The sequence below is a fragment of the Streptomyces sp. x-19 genome, assembly GCF_046549115.1.
GTDB classification, from domain to species: domain Bacteria; phylum Actinomycetota; class Actinomycetes; order Streptomycetales; family Streptomycetaceae; genus Streptomyces; species Streptomyces albulus_C.
Genome location: NZ_JAJPWK010000037.1, coordinates 1 through 18,880, shown reverse-complemented (window position 1 = coordinate 18,880; position 18,880 = coordinate 1). Strand labels below are relative to the sequence as shown.

16 protein-coding genes are annotated in these 18,880 nt (G+C 74.7%); 7 read left to right on the top strand and 9 right to left on the bottom strand.

All coding sequences use genetic code 11. The features are described from left to right. Window positions 1-84 precede the first annotated feature (84 nt). Window positions 85-1,254, bottom strand: a complete 1,170-nt coding sequence (gene mycP / locus ACLJT4_RS39175; RefSeq protein WP_411129831.1) for a type VII secretion-associated serine protease mycosin — start codon at window positions 1,252-1,254, stop codon at window positions 85-87. Beyond that, window positions 1,251-2,657 (bottom strand): hypothetical protein, encoded by a 1,407-nt coding sequence (locus ACLJT4_RS39170; RefSeq protein WP_411129830.1) that lies wholly within the window; start codon window positions 2,655-2,657, stop codon window positions 1,251-1,253. Before ACLJT4_RS39170 ends, mycP begins: the two co-directional genes overlap by 4 nt. 216 nt (window positions 2,658-2,873) lie before the next feature. Here ACLJT4_RS39170 and ACLJT4_RS39165 point away from each other — a divergent pair, with 216 nt between their 5' ends. Further along, on the top strand, window positions 2,874-4,136 hold the full coding sequence (locus tag ACLJT4_RS39165) for an amino acid deaminase/aldolase (RefSeq protein ID WP_411129829.1): 1,263 nt from the start codon (window positions 2,874-2,876) through the stop codon (window positions 4,134-4,136). 49 nt (window positions 4,137-4,185) lie between these two features. Here ACLJT4_RS39165 and ACLJT4_RS39160 read toward each other — a convergent pair whose 3' ends face one another. The 4 genes from ACLJT4_RS39160 to ACLJT4_RS39145 form a co-directional block, all read right to left on the bottom strand. After that, window positions 4,186-5,523, bottom strand: a complete 1,338-nt coding sequence (locus ACLJT4_RS39160; RefSeq protein ID WP_411129828.1) for a haloacid dehalogenase-like hydrolase — start codon at window positions 5,521-5,523, stop codon at window positions 4,186-4,188. Between the two features lie 88 nt (window positions 5,524-5,611). Then, window positions 5,612-6,412: a 3-oxoacyl-ACP reductase gene (locus tag ACLJT4_RS39155; protein ID WP_411129827.1), complete on the bottom strand. Its 801-nt coding sequence runs from the start codon at window positions 6,410-6,412 to the stop codon at window positions 5,612-5,614. Window positions 6,413-6,455: 43 nt separating this feature from the next. Further along, on the bottom strand, window positions 6,456-7,829 hold the full coding sequence (locus ACLJT4_RS39150; RefSeq protein WP_411129826.1) for an aldehyde dehydrogenase family protein: 1,374 nt from the start codon (window positions 7,827-7,829) through the stop codon (window positions 6,456-6,458). Between the two features lie 9 nt (window positions 7,830-7,838). Continuing rightward, window positions 7,839-9,206 (bottom strand): glutamine synthetase family protein, encoded by a 1,368-nt coding sequence (locus ACLJT4_RS39145; RefSeq protein ID WP_411129825.1) that lies wholly within the window; start codon window positions 9,204-9,206, stop codon window positions 7,839-7,841. Window positions 9,207-9,279: 73 nt separating this feature from the next. Here ACLJT4_RS39145 and ACLJT4_RS39140 point away from each other — a divergent pair, with 73 nt between their 5' ends. The 3 genes from ACLJT4_RS39140 (at window position 9,280) to ACLJT4_RS39130 (ending at window position 12,380) form a co-directional block, all read left to right on the top strand. Then, a complete protein-coding gene (locus ACLJT4_RS39140; RefSeq protein WP_411129824.1) occupies window positions 9,280-10,011 on the top strand; it encodes a FadR/GntR family transcriptional regulator in 732 nt (243 codons plus the stop codon). A 133-nt stretch (window positions 10,012-10,144) separates the two neighbouring features. Continuing rightward, window positions 10,145-11,620 carry an ethanolamine permease gene (gene eat / locus ACLJT4_RS39135; protein WP_411129823.1) on the top strand — a complete coding sequence of 492 codons (1,476 nt, stop codon included), beginning with the start codon at window positions 10,145-10,147 and terminating at the stop codon, window positions 11,618-11,620. Window positions 11,621-11,669: 49 nt separating this feature from the next. Beyond that, window positions 11,670-12,380: a gamma-glutamyl-gamma-aminobutyrate hydrolase family protein gene (locus ACLJT4_RS39130; protein WP_411129822.1), complete on the top strand. Its 711-nt coding sequence runs from the start codon at window positions 11,670-11,672 to the stop codon at window positions 12,378-12,380. Between the two features lie 23 nt (window positions 12,381-12,403). Here the strand turns inward: ACLJT4_RS39130 and ACLJT4_RS39125 are convergent, their stop codons facing one another. Then, window positions 12,404-12,967 carry a helix-turn-helix domain-containing protein gene (locus ACLJT4_RS39125; protein ID WP_411129821.1) on the bottom strand — a complete coding sequence of 188 codons (564 nt, stop codon included), beginning with the start codon at window positions 12,965-12,967 and terminating at the stop codon, window positions 12,404-12,406. 152 nt (window positions 12,968-13,119) lie between these two features. Between ACLJT4_RS39125 and ACLJT4_RS39120 the strand changes: the two genes are divergently transcribed. Together ACLJT4_RS39120 and ACLJT4_RS39115 are read left to right on the top strand one after the other, a co-directional pair. Continuing rightward, window positions 13,120-14,253 carry an aryl-sulfate sulfotransferase gene (locus ACLJT4_RS39120; protein ID WP_411129820.1) on the top strand — a complete coding sequence of 378 codons (1,134 nt, stop codon included), beginning with the start codon at window positions 13,120-13,122 and terminating at the stop codon, window positions 14,251-14,253. A 3-nt stretch (window positions 14,254-14,256) separates the two neighbouring features. Then, the gene (locus ACLJT4_RS39115) at window positions 14,257-15,561 is read left to right on the top strand and encodes a uracil-xanthine permease family protein (protein ID WP_411129819.1); all 1,305 of its coding nucleotides are present in this window, start codon (window positions 14,257-14,259) and stop codon (window positions 15,559-15,561) included. Window positions 15,562-15,604: 43 nt separating this feature from the next. Here the strand turns inward: ACLJT4_RS39115 and ACLJT4_RS39110 are convergent, their stop codons facing one another. Further along, window positions 15,605-16,564, bottom strand: a complete 960-nt coding sequence (locus tag ACLJT4_RS39110; RefSeq protein ID WP_411129818.1) for a LysR family transcriptional regulator — start codon at window positions 16,562-16,564, stop codon at window positions 15,605-15,607. Between the two features lie 70 nt (window positions 16,565-16,634). On the opposite strand from ACLJT4_RS39110, the gene ACLJT4_RS39105 reads away from it, so the two are divergent. Further along, window positions 16,635-17,801 (top strand): TDT family transporter, encoded by a 1,167-nt coding sequence (locus ACLJT4_RS39105; protein ID WP_411129817.1) that lies wholly within the window; start codon window positions 16,635-16,637, stop codon window positions 17,799-17,801. Between the two features lie 19 nt (window positions 17,802-17,820). Here ACLJT4_RS39105 and ACLJT4_RS39100 read toward each other — a convergent pair whose 3' ends face one another. After that, window positions 17,821-18,579, bottom strand: coding sequence for a helical backbone metal receptor (locus ACLJT4_RS39100; RefSeq protein ID WP_411129816.1), 759 nt, complete (start codon window positions 18,577-18,579; stop codon window positions 17,821-17,823). Window positions 18,580-18,880 lie beyond the last annotated feature (301 nt).

The window sequence follows — 18,880 nt, the reverse complement described above, 5'->3', positions numbered from 1 at the left end:
CGCCCCCATGCCTCCCCCCTCACCCGACACCGCAGCCGAACGGCCCGCGCAGCGGACCGGCGGGACGGCCGGCAACAGGGGAGGTCAACCCACCGCGGAGGACCGCCGCCAGATGAGGACGGCGGCCGTGGTGAGGGCCAGGCCGGTGGCGGCGAGGGTCCAGGGGAGCCAGTTGACGGGGGTGTCGTCGGTGGGGTCCGCGACCGGGCCGGGGCCGAAGTAGCGGTGCGGGAAGGCGGCGGGGGCCGGTTTCTGGGGGGTGGGGGCGAGGTTCGCGGCGGCCTTGAGGGCGGCGGCCGGGTCGATGAGGCCGGCGCCGAAGTCGTCGTTGCGGCCGCCGTCGGGGCGGTGCTGGGCGGTGCTGGTGAGCAGGGTGCGGATCTGGGCGGGGCTGAGGTCGCGGTGGGCGGAGCGGATCAGGGCGATGGCGCCGGAGACGAAGGCGGCGGCGGGGCTGGTGCCCTGGCCGGAGACGTAGTCGGTGCCGTGGTCGGCCATGAGGATGTCGTTGCCGGGGGCGCAGACCGTCGCGTACCAGTGGCTGGTGGAGAAGGAGGCGCGGGCGTCCAGGTGGGTGACGGCGGTCACGGCGATGACGCCCGGGTAGGCGGCGGGGTACGAGACGTGGTTGCCCTTCTCGCCGCCGTTGCCGGCGGAGGCCACCACCGGGATGCCCTTGCCCAGGGCGTATTGGATCGCGGCGTCCTCGCGGGGGTCGGGGTGGGCGGTCTCGCTGTCGTCGCCGAGAGACATGTTGATCACGTCGGCGCCGTGGTCGGCGGCCCAGCGGATGCCGTCGGCGAGGGCGCCGGGCTTCTCGTCGCGGGCCCGCCGGCGGTCCGGGTCGTGGTCCTCCAGGATCACCCGGATCGGCAGGATCTTGGCCTCGGGGGCGATGCCGAGGATGCCGTCGGAGCGGCCGGCTCCGTGGCCGTGGCCGGCGATGACGCTGGCCATGCCGGTGCCGTGCTGGGCCCAGGTGGCGTCGCCGGCACGGGCGCCGAAGCCGATCAGGTCCTTCTCGGGCAGCACCTGGCCCTTGAGGTCGGGGTGGTCGGCGTCGACGCCGGTGTCGAGGACGGCGACGGTGGTGCCGGCGCCCTTGGTGGTCCGCCAGGCGTCCTGGGCGTGCACCGCCGCCAGGCCCCACTGCTGGGCGCGGATGGCGTCCGCACGGGCGGGCAGTGCGGGCAGGACGGCCAGGGCGGCGGAGGCCAGGGCGACGGTCGCGGCCCGCAGCGCGGACTTGGTCATGGCGCTTCCTCCGTGGGCGACGCGGGGATGCCGGACGCCGCGCGGAAGGTCGCGGTGACCTTGTCCGCCAGGCCCTTGGCGTCGTGGCCGAGTCCGGACTCGGCGGGGGCGGTGGCGGTGCCGGGCTGGACCGCGGCGTCGGCGGGCTGCGGATCGGTGACCTCGCGGCCGTCGGCGAAGCCGGAGACGGCGTAGACCACGACCGGGATGTCGGTGAGTATCCGCACCGTCCAACTGGCGCGCTGGGCCGGCCCGAAGCCCTCGGCCGGGGTGCCCCGGGCCGCCAGCGGCAGCGGCATCAGGGCCGTGCGGGTGGCCAGGTTGTGGGTGCTGAAGCGGGCGTTGAGGTCCATCATTCCGGACCGGTCCGCCTTGGTGGTCTGGGCGCCGACGGTGATGACGTCGGTGCGGGTGGCGTCGACGTAGGTGGCGCGCAGCAGGCGGGCGCAGCCGGCCGGGGCGAGTTCCTTGGCGAGCGGGCCCTCGGCGGCGGCGGTGCAGTCGGCGGCGGGGGCGACGGCGATCCGGATCCAGGTGCGGTCGGCGCCGCCCGGGCCGGCGGCCAGGCCCTCGACGGTGCGCGGGAAGAGGGTGTCGACGGGGGTGTTGCGCCAGGCGTCCTGGCCCTTGGCGAAGGCGGCCTCGGGCGTCGGGGTGCCCTTGGCGGGGGACTCGGTGAGCCAACTGCCGGCTGCCGCACCGCCCATGAGGCCGATGCCGAGGACCAGGCTGACGGCCGCGGCGACGATCCGGGTGCTCGGCAGTCGTTCGGCCAACGAGCGGTGCGGGGCGGGCTCGACTCCCGTGGGGCCGGCGGGAGTTGCCGGCCAGGGCGGGGCGGGTGGGACGGCCGGGGTCGGTGGGGGCGGTGTCGGGGTCGGTGGGGGCGGTGTCGGGGCCGGTGGGGGCGGGGTCGGTGGGGGCGGTGTCGGTGGGGGCGGGGTCGGCGCGGGGGCCGGGGCGGTGGGGGGCGGCGTCTGGGCCGGGGCCGGGCTGGTGCGGGCGGCCGGCTCGTCCCACAGGGACGCGCTGTTGGCGAGGTGGAAGGCCGCGGTGTCGCGGAACGAGCGCGGGGCGTCGGTGGGCGGCGGCGGCGCGGCGGGCGGTTCGGCGCGCGGGCGCGGCGGGGCGGTCGGCGGGGCCGACGGGCGGGGTGGTGCGACGGGGGCCGTGGGGGGCGCGGAGGCCGGGGCGGCCTCGGCGGGGAGCGGCTGCCGGGCGGCCGGGGGCGCGGCTGTGGGGGCGGCGGGATCGGCGGGTTCCGCGGGGACCGGGCGCAGGACGGTGGTCTTGGGGTCCTCGTCGGCGGGCGGCTCGGCGGGCGGCTCGGCGGGGCGGCGCGGCGGGCGCGGGGGTATGGGCGGGATGCGCGGAGCATCGGCGTAATCGGCGTCGGCGCTCACCAGCGCTCCCCCTCGCACGGTGTGCCCCGGACCCGACAAGCAATCGGGGCAGGGTGGTTCGTATCCGGACAACACGCCGCTGACCTGCTGGTTGCGGTGTCGAGCCACTGTAAGGGCTGCCCCGGTCACTGCTCCAACCCCCGCGCACCGGGGCGTCGCTTCCGGTGCGGTTCGTCCCCCTACCCAGCGGTAGCGGCGTCTGGCAGGCTGCGGGCCATGCCGCAGCACTCCGCCGACGCGTACGCCGCCACCGCCGCTCCCCGGGCCCTCGACTCCGCCGGAGCCGGCCGGAGCCCGGTCGACCGGGCCACCGCCCACCTCGACGCGCCGCTCGCCGTCGTCGACCTGGCGGCCTTCGACGCCAACGCCGACGATCTGGTGCGCCGTTCGAAGGGCAAGCCGATCCGGGTGGCGAGCAAGTCGGTGCGCTGCCGGGCGCTGCTGGAGCGGGTGCTGGCGCGGGACGGCTTCGCGGGGATCATGAGCTTCACGCTGGCCGAGTCGCTGTGGCTGGCGCGGTCGGGGTTCGGGGACGTGCTGCTGGCGTACCCGTCGGCGGACCGGGCCGGCTTCGCCGCGTTGGCCGCGGACCCGGGGCTCGCCGCGGCGGTGACCGTGATGGTCGACGACCCGGCGCACCTGGACCTGATCGACGCCGCGCGCCCGGCCGGCCCGGGCAGCGGCGCCGAGATCCGGGTCTGTCTGGAACTGGACACCTCCTTCCGGCTGGCCGGCGGGCGGGTCCGGATCGGCGCCCGGCGGTCACCGCTGCGCGACCCGCAGGCGCTCGCCGCGCTGGCCCGGACCGTGGTCCGGCGCCCCGGCTTCCGGGTGGTGGGGCTGATGGCCTACGAGGGGCACGTGGCGGGGGTGGGCGACGAGGTCGCCGGGAAGCCGGTGCGCTCGCGGACGATACGGCTGATGCAGGCGGCGGCCCGCAAGGAACTGGCGCAGCGGCGGTGGGCGGCGGTGCGGGCGGTGCGGGCGGTGGTGCCGCGGCTGGAATTCGTCAACGGCGGCGGGACCGGGAGCGTGCAGCACACCGCGGCGGAGGCGGCGGTGACCGAGATAGCGGCCGGTTCGGGGCTGTACGTGCCGCGGTTGTTCGACAACTTCCGCTCGTTCCGGGGCCGGCCGGCGGCGCTCTTCGCGCAGCCGGTGGTGCGGCGGCCGGGGCCCGGTGTCGTCACGGCGCTGGGCGGTGGCTATCCGGCGTCGGGCGTGGCCGGGGCGGACCGGCTGCCGGAGCCGTACCTGCCGGCCGGGCTGCGCTACGACCCGCAGGAGGGGCCGGGCGAGGTGCAGACGCCGTTGCTGGGGACGGCGGCGGACGGGCTGGCGGTCGGTGACAAGGTGTGGTTCCGGCACGCCAAGGCCGGCGAGCTGTGCGAGCGGTTCGCGGAGCTGCACCTGGTCGAGGGGGACCGGGTGGTGGGGACGGTGCCGACGTACCGGGGCGAGGGCCACACCTTCCTGTAACGGTGTCACAGGTCGGTGCGGCCCTCGCGCGGTCGGCCGGCGGGCCGGGTCAGGCGTGGATGCGGTCCTGCTGGTCGGCGACGACGGTGCCGTCGGGGCGACGGACCGGTCCGAGGGAACCGTCGGTGTTGGTGTAGCCCTTGGTGGCGCACGGGTAGGCGCCGGACTTGCGGGGCAGCGGGTCGATGAACATCGGGTTGACCACCCAGCGGCCGTCCGCGTCGTCGTAGCCGCGGCACATCAGCTCGTCCTTGTTGCGGTTGATGGCCAGGTGGGCGCCGGTGGCGTCGTCGACGAAGGTGACGTCGGTGTTGGCGTCGCCGCCGCCCAGGGCGATGCGGTGCGCGGGGTCCTGCTTCCGCCACGCCTCGGCGCCCTTGATCCCGTAGATCTCCTGGTTGATCCAGCAGCGCTTGCCGTCGACGTACGGGATCGCCTCGCCGGGGCCGTCCTTGACGCCGCCGCAGCCGGCGATGGTGGTGGTGAGCCGGCCGTGGCGGACACGGTTGCGTATGCCGATGGTGTGCCGGGCGTCCACCCCGACGCCGCCGGACCACGCCTCGGCGACGGTCTCCGACGACGCGGAGACGATGTAGACGTCGAAGCCGGCCGCCTTCAGCGTGCGGATCAGGTCCTTCTGCTGGTCGTAGTAGCGGATGTAGCCGGCCAGCTTGTGGGTGCCGACGGTCTGCACGGCGCCGATCGGCGCGGCGAGGTTCTCGGCGCGGGCCCGCTTGGCGTACGCGGTGAGGGTGGCGGGCTTCAGGCCGGCGAACAGCTGGGGGACCCAGGCGTATTCGGGGACCGTGCGGCGGTGGTTCCACTCGCCGGCGAAGGCCGGGGCGCCGCTCATGGTCTTGGCCTCGCCGCGGATCTCCATGAGCTCGTCGGCGCAGGCGGTGTTGGTGGAGGTGCGCAGCGGGCGGCCGGGGGTGCCGGTGCCGCAGGCCCGGGTCAGCGCCCGGTCGGCGGCGGCGGTCAGCCAGGGGCTGGTGTCCCGCCAGCTCTTGGGCCGGGGCACCTTGTCGTGCCGGACCATCCAGGCCAGCGTGGCGTCGGAGATGTCGTTCTTGACGACGGTGTTGTCCCAGTCGAAGGCGGCGACCGGGCGGGGCCCGGTCGAGAGGGGCTGCGCGGAGCGCATCCGGCCGGGGCGGTGGTCGGGCGACGGGTGGGCGGAACAGGTGCCGCGCTCGTCGATCATCTTCTGGAGTTTGGCGCGGTTGTCGCCGTACCAGGGGACGTCCTTGGACAGCTGCGGGCAGTGCGCGCGGGCGGTGGCCGGGCCGGGCGTGGCGGCGGTGGCCGGCACCGTGGCCGTGAGGGCGGTCAGGGCGGCGGCCCCGGCGAGGCCGAGGGCGAGCAGGCGCCGGGTGGGGGCGGTCATGTGTCCTCCGTGGTCAAGGGGGGAAGCACGCCGGGACCGGCACGCGGAGGCGCCGGTCCCGATGTTGATCATGGAGACTACAGGGCAGCTACACGGGGGTGACGTAGGCGCCGGCGATGCCGCCGTCGACGAGGAACTCGGCGGCGTTGACGAACGAGGAGTCGTCGCTGGCGAGGAAGGCGACGGCGGCGGCGATCTCCTCGGGCTCGGCGAACCGGCCGACCGGGACGTGCACCAGGCGGCGCGCGGCGCGCTCGGGGTCCTTGGCGAACAGCTCCTTGAGCAGCGGGGTGTTGACCGGCCCCGGGCAGAGCGCGTTGACGCGGATGCCCTCGCGGGCGAACTGGACGCCCAGCTCGCGGGACATGGCCAGCACGCCGCCCTTGGAGGCGGTGTAGCTGATCTGCGAGGTCGCGGCGCCCATCACGGCCACGAAGGACGCGGTGTTGATGATGGAGCCGCCGCGCCCGGTCTGCTCGAACTGGCGCTGCATGTAGGGCAGGGCGTGCTTGCAGCAGAGGTAGACGGAGGTGAGGTTGACCTCCTGGACGCGCTTCCAGGCGTCCAGGCCGGTGGTGAGGATGGAGTCGTCGTCGGGCGGCGAGATGCCGGCGTTGTTGAAGGCGACGTCCACCGAGCCGTAGGTGTCGAAGGCGGTCTTGTAGAGCGCCTCGACCTGTTCGGCGTCGGTGACGTCGACCTGGACGAAGGTGCCGCCGACCGCTTCGGCGGCGGCCTTGCCGGCCGTCTCGTCGATGTCGGCGCAGACGACGTTGGCGCCCTCGGCGGCCAGGCGGCGGGCGGTGGCCAGGCCGATGCCGCTGCCGGCCCCGGTGATCACGGCGGTCCGGCCGACGAGGCGGCGGCACACGGCGGTCTGGTCGGTCACTTGCTCTCCTCGCGGGTGGTGGCGGTGCGGGTTGCGGTGCGGATCACGAGCCGGCCGGCTCGGTGGCGATGAAGACGTTCTTGGTCTCGGTGAACGCGGCCAGCGCGTCCGGGCCCAGCTCGCGGCCGATGCCGGACTGCTTGAAGCCGCCGAACGGCGTCCAGTAGCGCACGCTGCTGTGGGAGTTGACGGAGAGGTTGCCGGCCGCGACGGCGCGCGAGACGCGCAGCGCCCGGCCGACGTCACGGGTCCACAGCGAGCCGGAGAGGCCGTACTCGGTGCCGTTGGCGAGCCGTACGGCCTCCGCCTCGTCCTCGAAGGGGAGGACGACGGCGACCGGGCCGAAGACCTCCTCGACGGCGGTGCGGTCCTCGGGGCGGCCTTCCAGGACGGTGGCCGGGTACCAGAAGCCCTTGCCGGCCGGGGCCGCGCCGCGGACGGCGGCCGGTGCGTCCTCGGGGACGTAGGACCGTACGCGGTCGCGCTGGGCGGCGGAGATCAGCGGGCCCATCTGGGTGGCCGGATCGGCCGGGTCGCCGACCGTGAACGCCTTGACGGCGGGCTCCAGCAACTCCAGGAAGCGGTCGTAGACGCTGCGCTGGACCAGGATGCGGCTGCGGGCGCAGCAGTCCTGGCCGGTGTTGTCGAGGAAGGAACCGGGGGCGGCGGCCGCGGCGGCCTCGACGTCGGCGTCGGCGAAGACGATGTTGGGGCTCTTGCCGCCGAGTTCGAGGGTGAGCCGCTTGGTCTGCGCGGCGCACTGGGCGGCGATCCGCCGGCCGGTGGCGGTGGAACCGGTGAAGACGACCTTGGCGACGCCGGGGTGGTCGACCAGCGCGCTGCCGGTGACCGGGCCCTCGCCGGGCAGCACCTGGAAGAGGCCCTCCGGGAGCCCGGCCTCCAGGGCGAGTTCGGCGAGCCGGAGCGCGGTCAGCGGGGTCGTCTCGGCCGGCTTGAGGAGGACCGCGTTGCCGGCCGCGAGGGCGGGGGCGGTGCCCCAGGCGGCGATCGGCATCGGGAAGTTCCAGGGGGCGATGACGGCGACCACGCCGAGCGGTTCCTGGAAGGTGACGTTCAGGCCGCCGGCCACCGGGATCTGGGTGCCGGTCAGGCGCTCCACTCCCCCGGCGGCGTAGTGCAGCAGGTCACGGACGTTGCCCGCCTCCCAGCGGGCGTTGCCCAGGGGGTGGCCGGCCTCGCGCAGCTCCAGTTGGGCCAGCGGCTCGATCTGGGCGTCGACGACGTCGGCGAACCGGCGCAGCAGCCGGGCCCGGTCGCCGGGGGCCACCGCGGCCCACGCTTCCTGGGCGGCGGCGGCCCGGCGGACGGCCGCGTCGACCTCGACGGGCGAGGTGGTGGGGACGGTGGCCACCACCTCCTCGGTCGCCGGGTTGAGGATGGTCAGCTCTTGCAGCACGGGCGTTCCTTACATGCGCTCGAAGGAGCGGAAGCGCTCCCAGTCCGTGACGGCGGCGTCGTAGGCGTCCTGTTCGACGCGGGCCATGTGGCGGTAGTGGTCGACGACCTCGTCGCCGAAGGCGGCGCGGGCGATCGGACTGTGCTCCCACAGCTCGGCGGCCTCGCGCAGGGTGGTGGGGACGTGTGCGGCGTCGCCGTTGTAGGCGTTGCCAGTGGTGGCGTCAGGGAGTTCGAGCGCGTGCTCTATGCCGTACAGGCCGGCCGCGACCATGCCGGCGACCGCGAGGTAGGGGTTCACGTCGCCGCCGGGCAGGCGGTTCTCCAGGCGGTGGGAGCGGCCGTGGCCGACCACCCGCAGGGCGCAGGTGCGGTTGTCCGGGCCCCAGGCGACGGCGGTGGGCGCGAACGAGCCGGGGCGGAACCGCTTGTAGGAGTTGATGTTGGGGGCGTAGAGCAGCGTGAAGTCGCGCATCGCGGCGAGTTGGCCGGCGAGGAAGTGCCGCATGGTCCGCGACATGCCGTGCGGGCCGGTCTCGTCGGCCAGCACCGGGCGGCCCTGCTCGTCCTGGAGCGAGAGGTGGATGTGGCAGGAATTGCCCTCGCGCTCGTCGTACTTGGCCATGAAGGTGAGCGCCATGCCCTCCTGGGCGGCGATCTCCTTGGCGCCGGTCTTGTAGATGCTGTGCTGGTCGCAGGTGATGAGCGCCTCGTCGTAGACGAACACGATCTCGTGCTGGCCGAGGTTGCACTCGCCCTTGGCGGACTCCACGGTCATTCCGGCCGCGCCCATCTCGTTGCGGATCCGGCGCAGTACCGGCTCGACCCGGCCGGTGCCGAGGACGGAGTAGTCGCCGTTCCACTGGTTGGCCGGGGTCATCCCCCGGTAGCCGCGGGACCAGGCGTCCTCGTAGGTGTCCTTGAAGACCATGAACTCCAGCTCGGTGCCGGCGTACGCGCGCCAGCCGCGCTCGGCCAGCCGGTCGAGCTGGTGGCGGAGGATCTGGCGGGGGGAGGCGACGACCGGTGAGCCGTCGTGCCAGGCCAGGTCGGCGGTGATCAGGGCGGTGCCGGGGTTCCAGGGGGTGCGGCGGAGGGTCGCCGCGTCGCCGTGCATGGCGAAGTCGCCGTAGCCGCGCTCCCAGGAGGACATCGCGTAGCCGTCGACGGTGTTGAGGTCGACGTCGACCGCGAGGAGGTAGTTGCAGCCCTCCGTGCCGTGTTCGAGGACGGTGTCGAGGAAGTAGCGGGCGGCGAACCGCTTGCCCTGGAGCCTGCCTTGCATGTCGGTGAAGGCGAGGACGACAGTGTCGATCTCCCCGTTGTCGACGAGGACGCTGAGCTCCTCGACGGAGAGCGGGGGCCTGCGGTCTACCACGGTGGTGCCTCCTGTCGCTGCATCCGGAGGTCATAAGGTAGGCACACGAACCATTGCTTGGGAAGGGGTTCCGATGGACGGTGCGGCCGATCGGCTGGCGCCGGTGCTGCGGCCGGTCCGGGCGGGCAACGGCTTCGAGGAGGCGCTGGAGCAGATACTCCAGATCGTCCGCCTCGGGCTGGTCCCGCAGGGCGAACGGCTGCCCGCCGAGCGGGAGTTGGCGGAACGGCTCCAGATCAGCCGGGTCACCCTGCGCGAGGTGCTCAAGGTGCTCCAGGACGAGGGTCTGGTGGAGAGTCGGCGCGGTCGCTACGGCGGCACCTTCGTCCGGGTGCGCACCGAGAACCCGGGCGAGGCGGAGCTGCGGCGCCGGATCGACAAGACCGACGTCGAGGACATCCTCCGCTTCCGCGAGGTGCTGGAGGTCGGCGCGGCCGGGCTGTGCGCGGCGCACGGGCTCTCCGACGACCAGGCGGAGCAGCTGCGCGCGGCCCTGGCCGCGACCGAGGACGCCCCGCTGGCCGACTACCGGCGGCGCGACACGCTGCTCCACCTGACCCTGGCGGAGCTGTCCGGCTCGCCGTCGCTGGCCGCCCAGTACGCCGCGGTCCGGGCCGGCGTCAACGACCTGTTGGACTGCATCCCGCTGTTGGTGCGGAATCTGGAGCACTCGCAGACGCAGCACGCCGCGCTGGTGGAGGCGGTGTTGGAGGGCGACGCGGACGGCGCCCGCGAGGTGATGCGGGAGCACTGCTGCGGCACCGCGGCCCTGCTGCGCGGCTTCCTGGCGGCACCGGTCCGCTAGGCGAGCGCCCCGCCCGCGCCTCTCGGCCATGCCACCAGTCTTTTCCGCACGGGTCTTGCGCTGAGCCCCCAGGACGACAAAGGTATGCGGCTAAACCTTTACTCCGGTTGTCCCCGCAAGGCAGGAGCGGCTCATGGCCGACAGCACCCGTGCGCAGACCGCAGCGACCGCCGCCTCCGCGGACGGCGGGCCCCCGGGCGAGGGCGCCTCCTACCTGGAGCGACGGACGCTGCGCCGCGGCAGCGCCGGCCCCCTGCTGCTGACCGGCCTGGGGGTGGCCTACGTCGTCTCCGGCGACTTCTCCGGCTGGAACAACGGGCTGGCGCAGGGCGGTTTCGGCGGGCTGGCGATCGCCGCGGTCCTGATGGGCCTGATGTACACCTGCCTGGTCTTCGCCCTGGCAGAGCTGGCCTCGATCCTGCCCACCGCGGGCGGCGGCTACGGCTTCGCCCGGCGCGCGCTGGGCACCTGGGGCGGCTTCCTGACCGGCACCGCGATCCTCATCGAGTACGTCCTGGCACCGGCCGCGATCTCCCTGTTCATCGGCGACTACGTCGAATCGCTGGGCCTGTTCGGCCTGCACTCCGGCTGGCCCGTCTACCTCGCCTGTTTCGTGCTCTTCATCGGGATCCACCTGTGGGGCGTGGGCGAGGCGCTGCGGTTCAGCCTGGTCGTCACGGCGGTGGCGGTCGCCGCGCTGCTGGTCTTCGCGGTGGCCGCGTTCAGCAACTTCCACGTGGACACCCTCAACGACATTCCGGTGAAGTCCGGTGCCTTCGGGGCGAGTTCGTGGCTGCCGTTCGGGGTGCTGGGCATCTGGGCGGCGTTCCCGTTCGGGATGTGGTTCTTCCTGGGGGTGGAGGGCGTCCCGCTGGCCGCCGAGGAGACCAGGGACCCGGCGCGCGTGCTGCCGCGGGCGATGGCGGCCGCGATGGGCGTGCTGCTGCTCCTCGCCGTGGTCACCTTCACCGCGGCGACCGGGGCGCGCGGTTCGGCCGCGATCCAGTCCGTCGGCGATCCGCTGGTCCAGGCGCTCCAGCCGCACGGCACCCCGACCACGATCAGCCGGATCGTCAACTACGCCGGGCTGGCCGGACTGGTGGCGTCGTTCTTCTCGCTGATCTTCGCCGGGTCCCGCCAGCTCTTCGCGCTCTCCCGGGCCGGCTACCTGCCCCGCTTCCTCTCCCTGACCAGCCGCCGCAAGGCGCCCTACCTGGGGTTGCTGGTCCCCGGCGCGCTGGGCTTCGCGCTCGCCGCGGCCACCGGCGACGGCGCCCGGATGCTCAACGTCGCGGTCTTCGGCGCCACCATCTCCTACGCGCTGATGGCCCTTTCGCACCTCGTGCTGCGCCGCCGCGAGCCCGGCCTGGAGCGCCCGTACCGGACCCCGGGCGGCATGCTGACCTCCGGCGTCGCCTTCGTCCTGGCATGCTCGGCGTTGGTGGCGACCTTCCTCGTCGACGAGGAGGCCGCCTTCATCGCGCTCGGCGTCTACGGGGTCGCGCTGGCCTACTTCGCCTTCTACTCCCGCCACCGGCTGGTGGCCGCCGCGCCCGAGGAGGAGTTCGCGGCGCTGGCCGCCGCCGAGGCCGAACTCGCCCGCGACTGACCCCCGCACCACGGCCCACCGCACCGCACCACACCGGAGGAACCGCCCGATGTCCCAGCCGCAGCCGCCCCTCATCGGCATCAGCACCTACCAGGAAGAAGCCCGATGGGGCGCCTGGGCGCTGCCCGCCGCCCTCGTGCCCGCCGGTTACCCCCGCCTGGTGCGGCGCGCCGGCGGGCTGGCGGCCCTGCTGCCGCCCGGCGACCCGGAGACCGCCGCGGCGACCGTCGCACGGCTGGACGGACTGGTGATCGCGGGCGGCGCGGACATCGCCCCGGCCCGCTACGGCGCGCAGCCGCACCCCCGCACCGGGCCGCCCGCACTGGACCGGGACGCCTGGGAACTTGCCCTGATCGAGGCGGCGTTGGCGGCCCGGGTGCCGCTGCTGGGCATCTGCCGCGGGCTCCAACTGCTGAACGTGGCGCTCGGCGGCACCCTCGTCCAGCACCTGGACGGCCACGCCGGCCCGCCCGGGGTCTTCGGCCGGCACGAGGTCACCTCCGTGCCCGGCACCCTGCTGGCGGCGACGCTGCCCGAGCCGGTGGCCGTGCCCACCTACCACCACCAGGCGGTGGACCGGCTCGGCAACGGGCTGATCGTCTCGGCCTACGCGGAGGACGGCACCATCGAGGCCGTGGAGCTGCCGGGCGCACCGGCCCTCACCCTGGCGGTGCAGTGGCATCCGGAGGCCGGCGAGGACACCCGGGTGATGGACGCGCTGGTGGCCGCGGCCCGTGGCACCACTCCGGCCGGCGTCTGACCTCCGGACGTCCGGGCAACGCCTCACCCCCGGAAGTCGTCCGACACCCCCACCAGCAGCACCCGGCTGTCCGGAGCCAGCGCGCGCCAGCGGTGGGCGACGCCGCCGGCGCAGTAGAGGGTGTCGCCCGGGCCGAGTTCGTAGCGCTGCCCGTCCGCCTCGGCCTCCACCGCGCCCTCGATCACGTACATGACCTCGTCGTGCGGGTGCCGGAAGGTGCGTTGCCAGTCGTGCCGGCCGGTGAACTCCAGGGCGTGCAGCTGCTGGTGGCCGCGGACCAGCGGGCGTACCCGGCCGGCCTCGCCGCCCTCGGGGACCGCGGCGGAGTCGGCCCGCACCACGTCGACCGCGCGCGGCCCGTCCGCGGCGGCCAACAGGCGGACCGCGGTGGTCTCCAGGGCGTCGGCGATCAGTTGGAGCGAACGCATGCTGGGCCGGGCCCGGTCGTTCTCCACCTGGCTGAGGAAGGGCGCGGAGAGTCCGGTGGCGCGGGCGAGGTCGGCCAGCGTCAACTCCCGTGCCCGGCGCCGCCGTCGGACGGCCGCCCCCACCCGCGGCACCGCCGTCGTGGCCTCGGTCCCGCTCATCCCTCGCTCCTCACCGGCACCATCGCGCACTCCTCGTCGAGCTCCTTATTGGGGCGTTCACAGCCCTGCAACACACCGGTCCTAGCGTCTACGCTGTTTGATCCCATCAAACAAAGTTTGACAAGACGTAGTTTGACGAGGGGATTTCCGGCATGAAGCCCGGCCTGACCGCAGTCGATCAAAACACACGCCGCCGCCGCGGCACCGGCCTGATCGCGCTCGACCCCACCACCGCGTACGACGGCTACACGCTCTACGCCCCGCTCACCGGCGGTGGTCAAGTCCTGCTGGTCGACCTGTACGGCGACGTCGCCCACCGGTGGCAGCTCCCGCACCGCCCCGGCCGCCACGCCCGCATCCTGCCCAACGGCAACCTCGCCTACAACGCCACCCTGCCCGACCAGAAGGCGCTCTTCCCGATGTGGCACAAGTACCGCGGCGGGCTGATGCAGGAGATCGCTCCCGACGGCACGGTGCTGCGCTCGTTCACCGATCCGCTCCAGCACCACGACGCCCATCACTACGGCGACGGGCGGATCCTGTACTCCGCGCTGGAGCCGCTGACCGGCGACCGGGCCACGGCGGTCCGCGGCGGCGTCGCGGGCTCCGAACCGGCCGGCACGGTCTACGCGGACACCCTGCGCGAGGTCGACGCCGACGGGCGGTTGCTCTGGTCCTGGAACGCCGCGGACCACCTCGACCCGGACGCCTACGCCCTGCACCCCGCCTACTCCCGCGAACACTGGCCGCTGATCAACTCCGTGCTGCCGCTGGCCGACGGCGACGTGCTGGTCAGCCTGCGCAGCTCCTCCGCGGTGATCGTCGTCAACCGGGCCACCGGCGACGTCCGTTGGCGGACCGCACCGGGCCTGGTCTCGCAGCAGCACCATCCCACCGAACTGCCCAACGGCAACTTCCTGATCTTCGACAACGGCGTCTTCCGGCCCGACTGCGACGTCCCCTACTCCCGCGTCATCGAGGTGGACCGGGCGACCGGCACAGTGGTCTGGGAGTACCACGACCCCGCCCGCGAGGCGTTCTTCGCGCCCTTCATGGGCAGCGCCCAGCGGCTGCCCAACGGCAACACCCTGGTCACCGACTCCCCCGGCGGCCGGCTCTTCGAGGTCACCGCCGAGGGCCGGCTGTGCTGGGAGTACGTCGTCCCCGAGTTCGGCGCCTACCGCGAGCCCGAGGTCGGCGAGCTGTTCCCGACCCAGAACAACGCGGTCTTCCGCGCGTACCGCTACGCCGCGGCCGAACTGCCCTGGCTGAAGCGGCAGGTGTGAGCGATGACCGCCCCCGGGTCCGCGCCCGCCACGGCACCGGTGGACGCGCGGGTCCCGCCGTCCCGACTGGTGCCGCTCGCCGCCCAGCACGTCCTGGCGATGATCGCCGCCCCGGTCTCCACCGTCTTCCTGCTGGCCGGCGGCTTGCACCTGTCGCCCGACCGCACCGCCGGCCTGCTCAGCGCCACCCTGGTGCTGTGCGGCGTCGGATCGCTGCTCCAGTCGTTCGGGGTGCTGCGGATCGGCGCCCGGCTGCCGTTCGTGATGCTCCCCGGCGGCGCGGCCGCCGCCCTCTTCCTGCAGATCTCCCGAGAGCACGGCGCGGCCACCGCGTCCGGCGCGGTGCTGCTCGCGGCCCTCCTGCTGCTGGCCGTGCTGCCGCTGTACGGGCGGATCGTGCGGTTCTTCCCGCCGCTGGTGATGGGCACGACGGTGCTGGTCATCGGGGTCAACATGGTCGCCGTGGCGGCCCCGATGGCGGCCGCCGGCAGCGGGGTGGCACTGGTCACGGTCGCCGCGACCGCACTGGGCTTCCTGCTGCTGCGCGGCGTCTGGCGGCAGCTGTCGGTCCTGCTCGGCATGGCGGTGGGCACCGCGGTGGCGGCGCTGGCCGGCACCCCGTTCCGCGCCGTCCCCGGGGACGCGGTCGTCGCCCCGCCCCGCCTCCTGCCCTACGGCGTCCCGCACTTCGACCTGCTCGCCGCGCTGCCGCTGCTGGTCTTCGCCCTCGCCTCGCTCGCCGAGGCGACCGGTCAGACGGTGCTCAACAGCGAGGCGGTGGGTCGGACCCCGGAACCGGCCCGCGACGTGCCGCGCACCGCCCGCGCGGACGCGGTGGCCTCCCTCGTCGCCGGGCTGTTCGGCGGCCCGACGATGGTGACCAGTGCGGAGAACATCGGCATCGTCCGACTCACCGGCGTGCGCAGCCGGTTCGTGACCGCGGCCGCCGGGGCGCTGCTGGTGCTCGGCGGGCTGCTGGCCCCGGTCACCCGGCTGCTGGCCGCGCTCCCGGTGCCGGTGGTCGGCGGCGCCGCCCTGGTGATCTACGCGGTGATCGCCGCCATGGGGATCGACATGCTGCGCCGCACCGACCTCGGCGACCGCGCCGCCTCCACCGTCGTCGCCCTGACCCTCCTCGCCGGCCTGCTCCCGGTGCTGGCCCCGAAGCTGTACGCGCCGCTGCCCGGCTGGGCCCACACCCTCTTCGGTAGCGGAGTGCCGGCCGCCGCGCTCACCGCGGCGGTGCTCTCGGCGCTCTTCCGCCGGCTGGACGCGACGGGCCGGGCGGCCCCGGCCGGGGCGGGCTGACGGCAGCGGGCCGGGGCCGTCAGCCCGCCGGGGGCCGGCCCGGTCACGGCGCGCCGCGGGTCAGTCCGAGCAGGTCGCGGGCCGGCCCCACCGGGCGCTGGCCGACCCGCCACACCGCGCGCAGTTCCCGCCCCAGGTGCAGACCGCGCACCGGGACCTCCACCAGCCGGCGGGCCGTCAGCTCCTCGCGGACCGCCAGCTCGCTCAGCACGGACGGGGCCGCCTCGCTGACCACCGCGGACTTCACCGCGGTCGTCGAGGCGAGCTCCAGCAGTGGCGCGGCCAGCCCACCGGCCCCGGCCAGCGCCGCGTCCAGCACCTGGCGGGTGCCCGAACCGCGTTCCCGCAGGATGAGCGGGGTCGCGGCGAGTTCGGCGGCGGTCAGTTCGGTGCGCCGCCTGGTCCAGGGGTGGGACGGGGCGGCCACCACGACCAGCCGGTCGTGCCCGATCACCGCGCCGTCCAGTCCGGCCGGCACGTCCAGCCCCTCCACGAACCCGAGGTCCGCCTCACCGGCCAGCAGCCGGTCGGCGACCGCCCGGGTGTTCCCGGCCGACAGCGACACCGCGGTCCCCGGGCGCTGGGTGCGCAGCGCGATCAGCCATCCGGGCAGCAGGTACTCGGCGATGGTCATGCTGGCCACGACGCGCAACCGGGAGTCGCGTCGGCCGCGCAGCGCCTGGGTGCCCGCGTCGAACGCCTCCGCCGCCTCCACCACCCGGCGCGCCCAGTCGGTGACCAGGGCCCCGGCCTCGGTCAGCCGGGACCCGCGCGGCGACCGCTCGACCAGCGCCACTCCCAACTGCCGTTCCATGGACCGGATCCGGCTGCTCGCGGCGGGCTGGGTGATGCCCTGTGCCCGGGCGGCCCGGCCCAGGCTGCCGAGCCGCGCGACGGCCAGCAGCAGCTCCAGCGCCCCGAGGTCCGGCACCCGGTGGTGCAGCGGCACCCCGGCGCCCACTTCCGCGGGCTCCGGCCGCGGCCCCGCATTCTCGCCACTCATAACCCCAGCTTATGCCCTCATAGACACGAGGTCCCTGGTGGGCGCCGCCCGCAGCGGAGACGCTGCTGTCATGTCAACGCTCGCCCAGACCCCGTCCAGGATCCCCGTCGCCCTCCGCGACGTCGCCCCCGACACCGGCCCCTCGGTGCGCCACCTCGGCCCGAACTGGTACGCCGCCGTCATGGGCACCGCGATCGTCGCCAACGCCGGGGCGACGCTGCCGGCGTCCGTACCCGGCCTGCGCACCGGCTGCCGGGTGGTCTGGGCGCTGTCGGCGCTGATGCTGCTCGCCCTGCTGGCCGCACGCACCGTGCACTGGGCCCGCCACCGCGACCAGGCCCGCCGCCACCTGCTCGACCCCACCGTCGCCCCGTTCTACGGATGCCTGGCGATGGCGCTGCTCGCGGTCGGCGGCGGCACCCTCGCGGTCGGCAAGGACGTGCTCGGCACACCCGCCGCGGTGGCCGTCGACGCCGTGCTGTGGAGCGCCGGGACGCTGGTCGGCCTGGCCACGGCGGCCGGCATCCCGTACCTGATGGTGGTGCGGCACCGGATCGCCGAGGGCAGCGCCTCACCGGTGTGGCTGCTGCCGCTGGTCGCCCCCATGGTGTCGGCGGCACTGGGCCCCGCGCTGGTTCGCCACCTGCCGCCCGGCCAGGCGCAGGAGGCGATGCTGCTGTCCTGCTACGCACTGTTCGGGATGTCGCTGCTGATGACCGTGATCGTCCTGCCGCTGGTGGTCAGCCGGCTGTTCCACCACGGGCCGCTACCGCTCGCCCTCACCCCCACCCTCTTCCTCGTCCTGGGCCCGCTGGGCCAGTCCACCACCGCCGTGCACAACCTCGCCGACGCCGCCCCCGGCGTCGTCCCCCCGCCCGCCGCGCACGCCATGGCCGCCTTCGCGATGCTCTACGGGGTACCGGTACTGGGCTTCGCACTGCTGTGGCTGGCACTGGCCCTGGCGCTGGTGGTGCGCGCGGTCCGCCACGGAATGGGCTTCGCGATGACGTGGTGGGGCTTCACCTTCCCCGTCGGGACGTGCGTCACCGGCGCCGCGGGCCTGGCCCGACAGACCTCACTGGCGGCCTTCGGCTGGCTCGCGGTGGCCCTCTACGCGTGCTTGGTGACCGCGGTCGCGGTGGCCGGGACCCGCACCGCCCGCGGACTGCTGAACGGCACCCTGCTGGCCCCGCCGCCGCAGCCCGCCGCCCCGGCCCGACACCCGGCAGCGGCGTAGCGGCGCACCGGCGTGCGGCTCACGCCCCGGGCCGGCGGCCCGCCCCCCGAACACCCAGGGCCGCGGCCAACACCTCCGGCGCCGCCACCAACGACGGCCCGTACCAGGTGAGATGGCGTCCGCTGACCAGCGCGGCGGGCAACCGCGGGAACGCCTCTGGCCCGTCCGCCGCGGTGAAGCGGTACGGCTCGTCGGGCAGCACGACCAGATCGGCCGGGACGGCGTTGAGGTCGTCGAGCGGAATCCGCGGGTACCGGTCCGCGTGGTCGGCGTAGACGTTGCGCACCCCGAGCCGCGCCAGCACGTCCCCGGCGAAGGTGTCGCGGCCCAACACCATCCAGGGCCGCCGCCAGATGGGCACCACCGCGGCCCGCTCCGGCGAGCGGGTCGGCAACGCCCGCCAGACGTCCTCGGCGGCGTCCAACCAACCGGGCCGGGCCACACCGCAGCCCTCCACCAGCACCCGGGCCAACTCCCGGAACGCCTGCTCCAGGGTGCGGACCTCGGTGACCATGACGGCCACCCCGGCCGCCCGCAGCGCGTCGAGGTCCTGCGGGCGGTTCTCCTCCTCGTTGGCGAGCACCAGGTCCGGCGCCAGATCCACGATCCGGGCGGTGTCCGGATTCTTGGTGCCACCGATCCGCGAGACGTCCAGACCGGCCGGATGCGTACACCAGTCGGTCGCCCCCACCAACACCCCGGGCGCGCTCACCGCCACCGCCTCCGTCAACGACGGCACCAATGACACCACCCGCCGCGTCGTGCTCCGCAAGGTCATTCCCTCACGTTACGCGCTGGCGCGCGGGGTCTTCCCACGTTGTCGGCCGTCCCGCCGTGGGGGTTTTGCCGTTGCGCCTGGCGGCGCGGCCGTTGTCCGCTGCGCTGGACTACGCCGTGGGGTGTCGGCTACCTCGCCGCTGCGCGGGGCTTTGACGTACGTGGTCGGCCGACCCGCCGTGGGGGTTTTCGCCGTTGCGCCTGCGGCGCGGGGCGTTGTCCGCTGCGCGGGGCTGTTGGGTGCCGGTGACGGGCCTGCGGGGGTGGTGTGCAGGACTGCTGCGCTTTACGTCCTGCACACC

Bases quoted from the DNA above. Each gene is read 5' to 3' on its own strand.
- mycP (WP_411129831.1), bottom strand. From the start codon at position 1,254: ATGACCAAGTCCGCGCTGCGGGCCGCGACCGTCGCCCTGGCCTCCGCC.
- ACLJT4_RS39165 (WP_411129829.1), top strand. From the start codon at position 2,874: ATGCCGCAGCACTCCGCCGACGCGTACGCCGCCACCGCCGCTCCCCGG.
- ACLJT4_RS39160 (WP_411129828.1), bottom strand. From the start codon at position 5,523: ATGACCGCCCCCACCCGGCGCCTGCTCGCCCTCGGCCTCGCCGGGGCC.
- ACLJT4_RS39140 (WP_411129824.1), top strand. From the start codon at position 9,280: ATGGACGGTGCGGCCGATCGGCTGGCGCCGGTGCTGCGGCCGGTCCGG.
- eat (WP_411129823.1), top strand. From the start codon at position 10,145: ATGGCCGACAGCACCCGTGCGCAGACCGCAGCGACCGCCGCCTCCGCG.
- ACLJT4_RS39130 (WP_411129822.1), top strand. From the start codon at position 11,670: ATGTCCCAGCCGCAGCCGCCCCTCATCGGCATCAGCACCTACCAGGAA.
- ACLJT4_RS39125 (WP_411129821.1), bottom strand. From the start codon at position 12,967: ATGAGCGGGACCGAGGCCACGACGGCGGTGCCGCGGGTGGGGGCGGCC.
- ACLJT4_RS39120 (WP_411129820.1), top strand. From the start codon at position 13,120: ATGAAGCCCGGCCTGACCGCAGTCGATCAAAACACACGCCGCCGCCGC.
- ACLJT4_RS39115 (WP_411129819.1), top strand. From the start codon at position 14,257: ATGACCGCCCCCGGGTCCGCGCCCGCCACGGCACCGGTGGACGCGCGG.
- ACLJT4_RS39110 (WP_411129818.1), bottom strand. From the start codon at position 16,564: ATGAGTGGCGAGAATGCGGGGCCGCGGCCGGAGCCCGCGGAAGTGGGC.
- ACLJT4_RS39105 (WP_411129817.1), top strand. From the start codon at position 16,635: ATGTCAACGCTCGCCCAGACCCCGTCCAGGATCCCCGTCGCCCTCCGC.
- ACLJT4_RS39100 (WP_411129816.1), bottom strand. From the start codon at position 18,579: ATGACCTTGCGGAGCACGACGCGGCGGGTGGTGTCATTGGTGCCGTCG.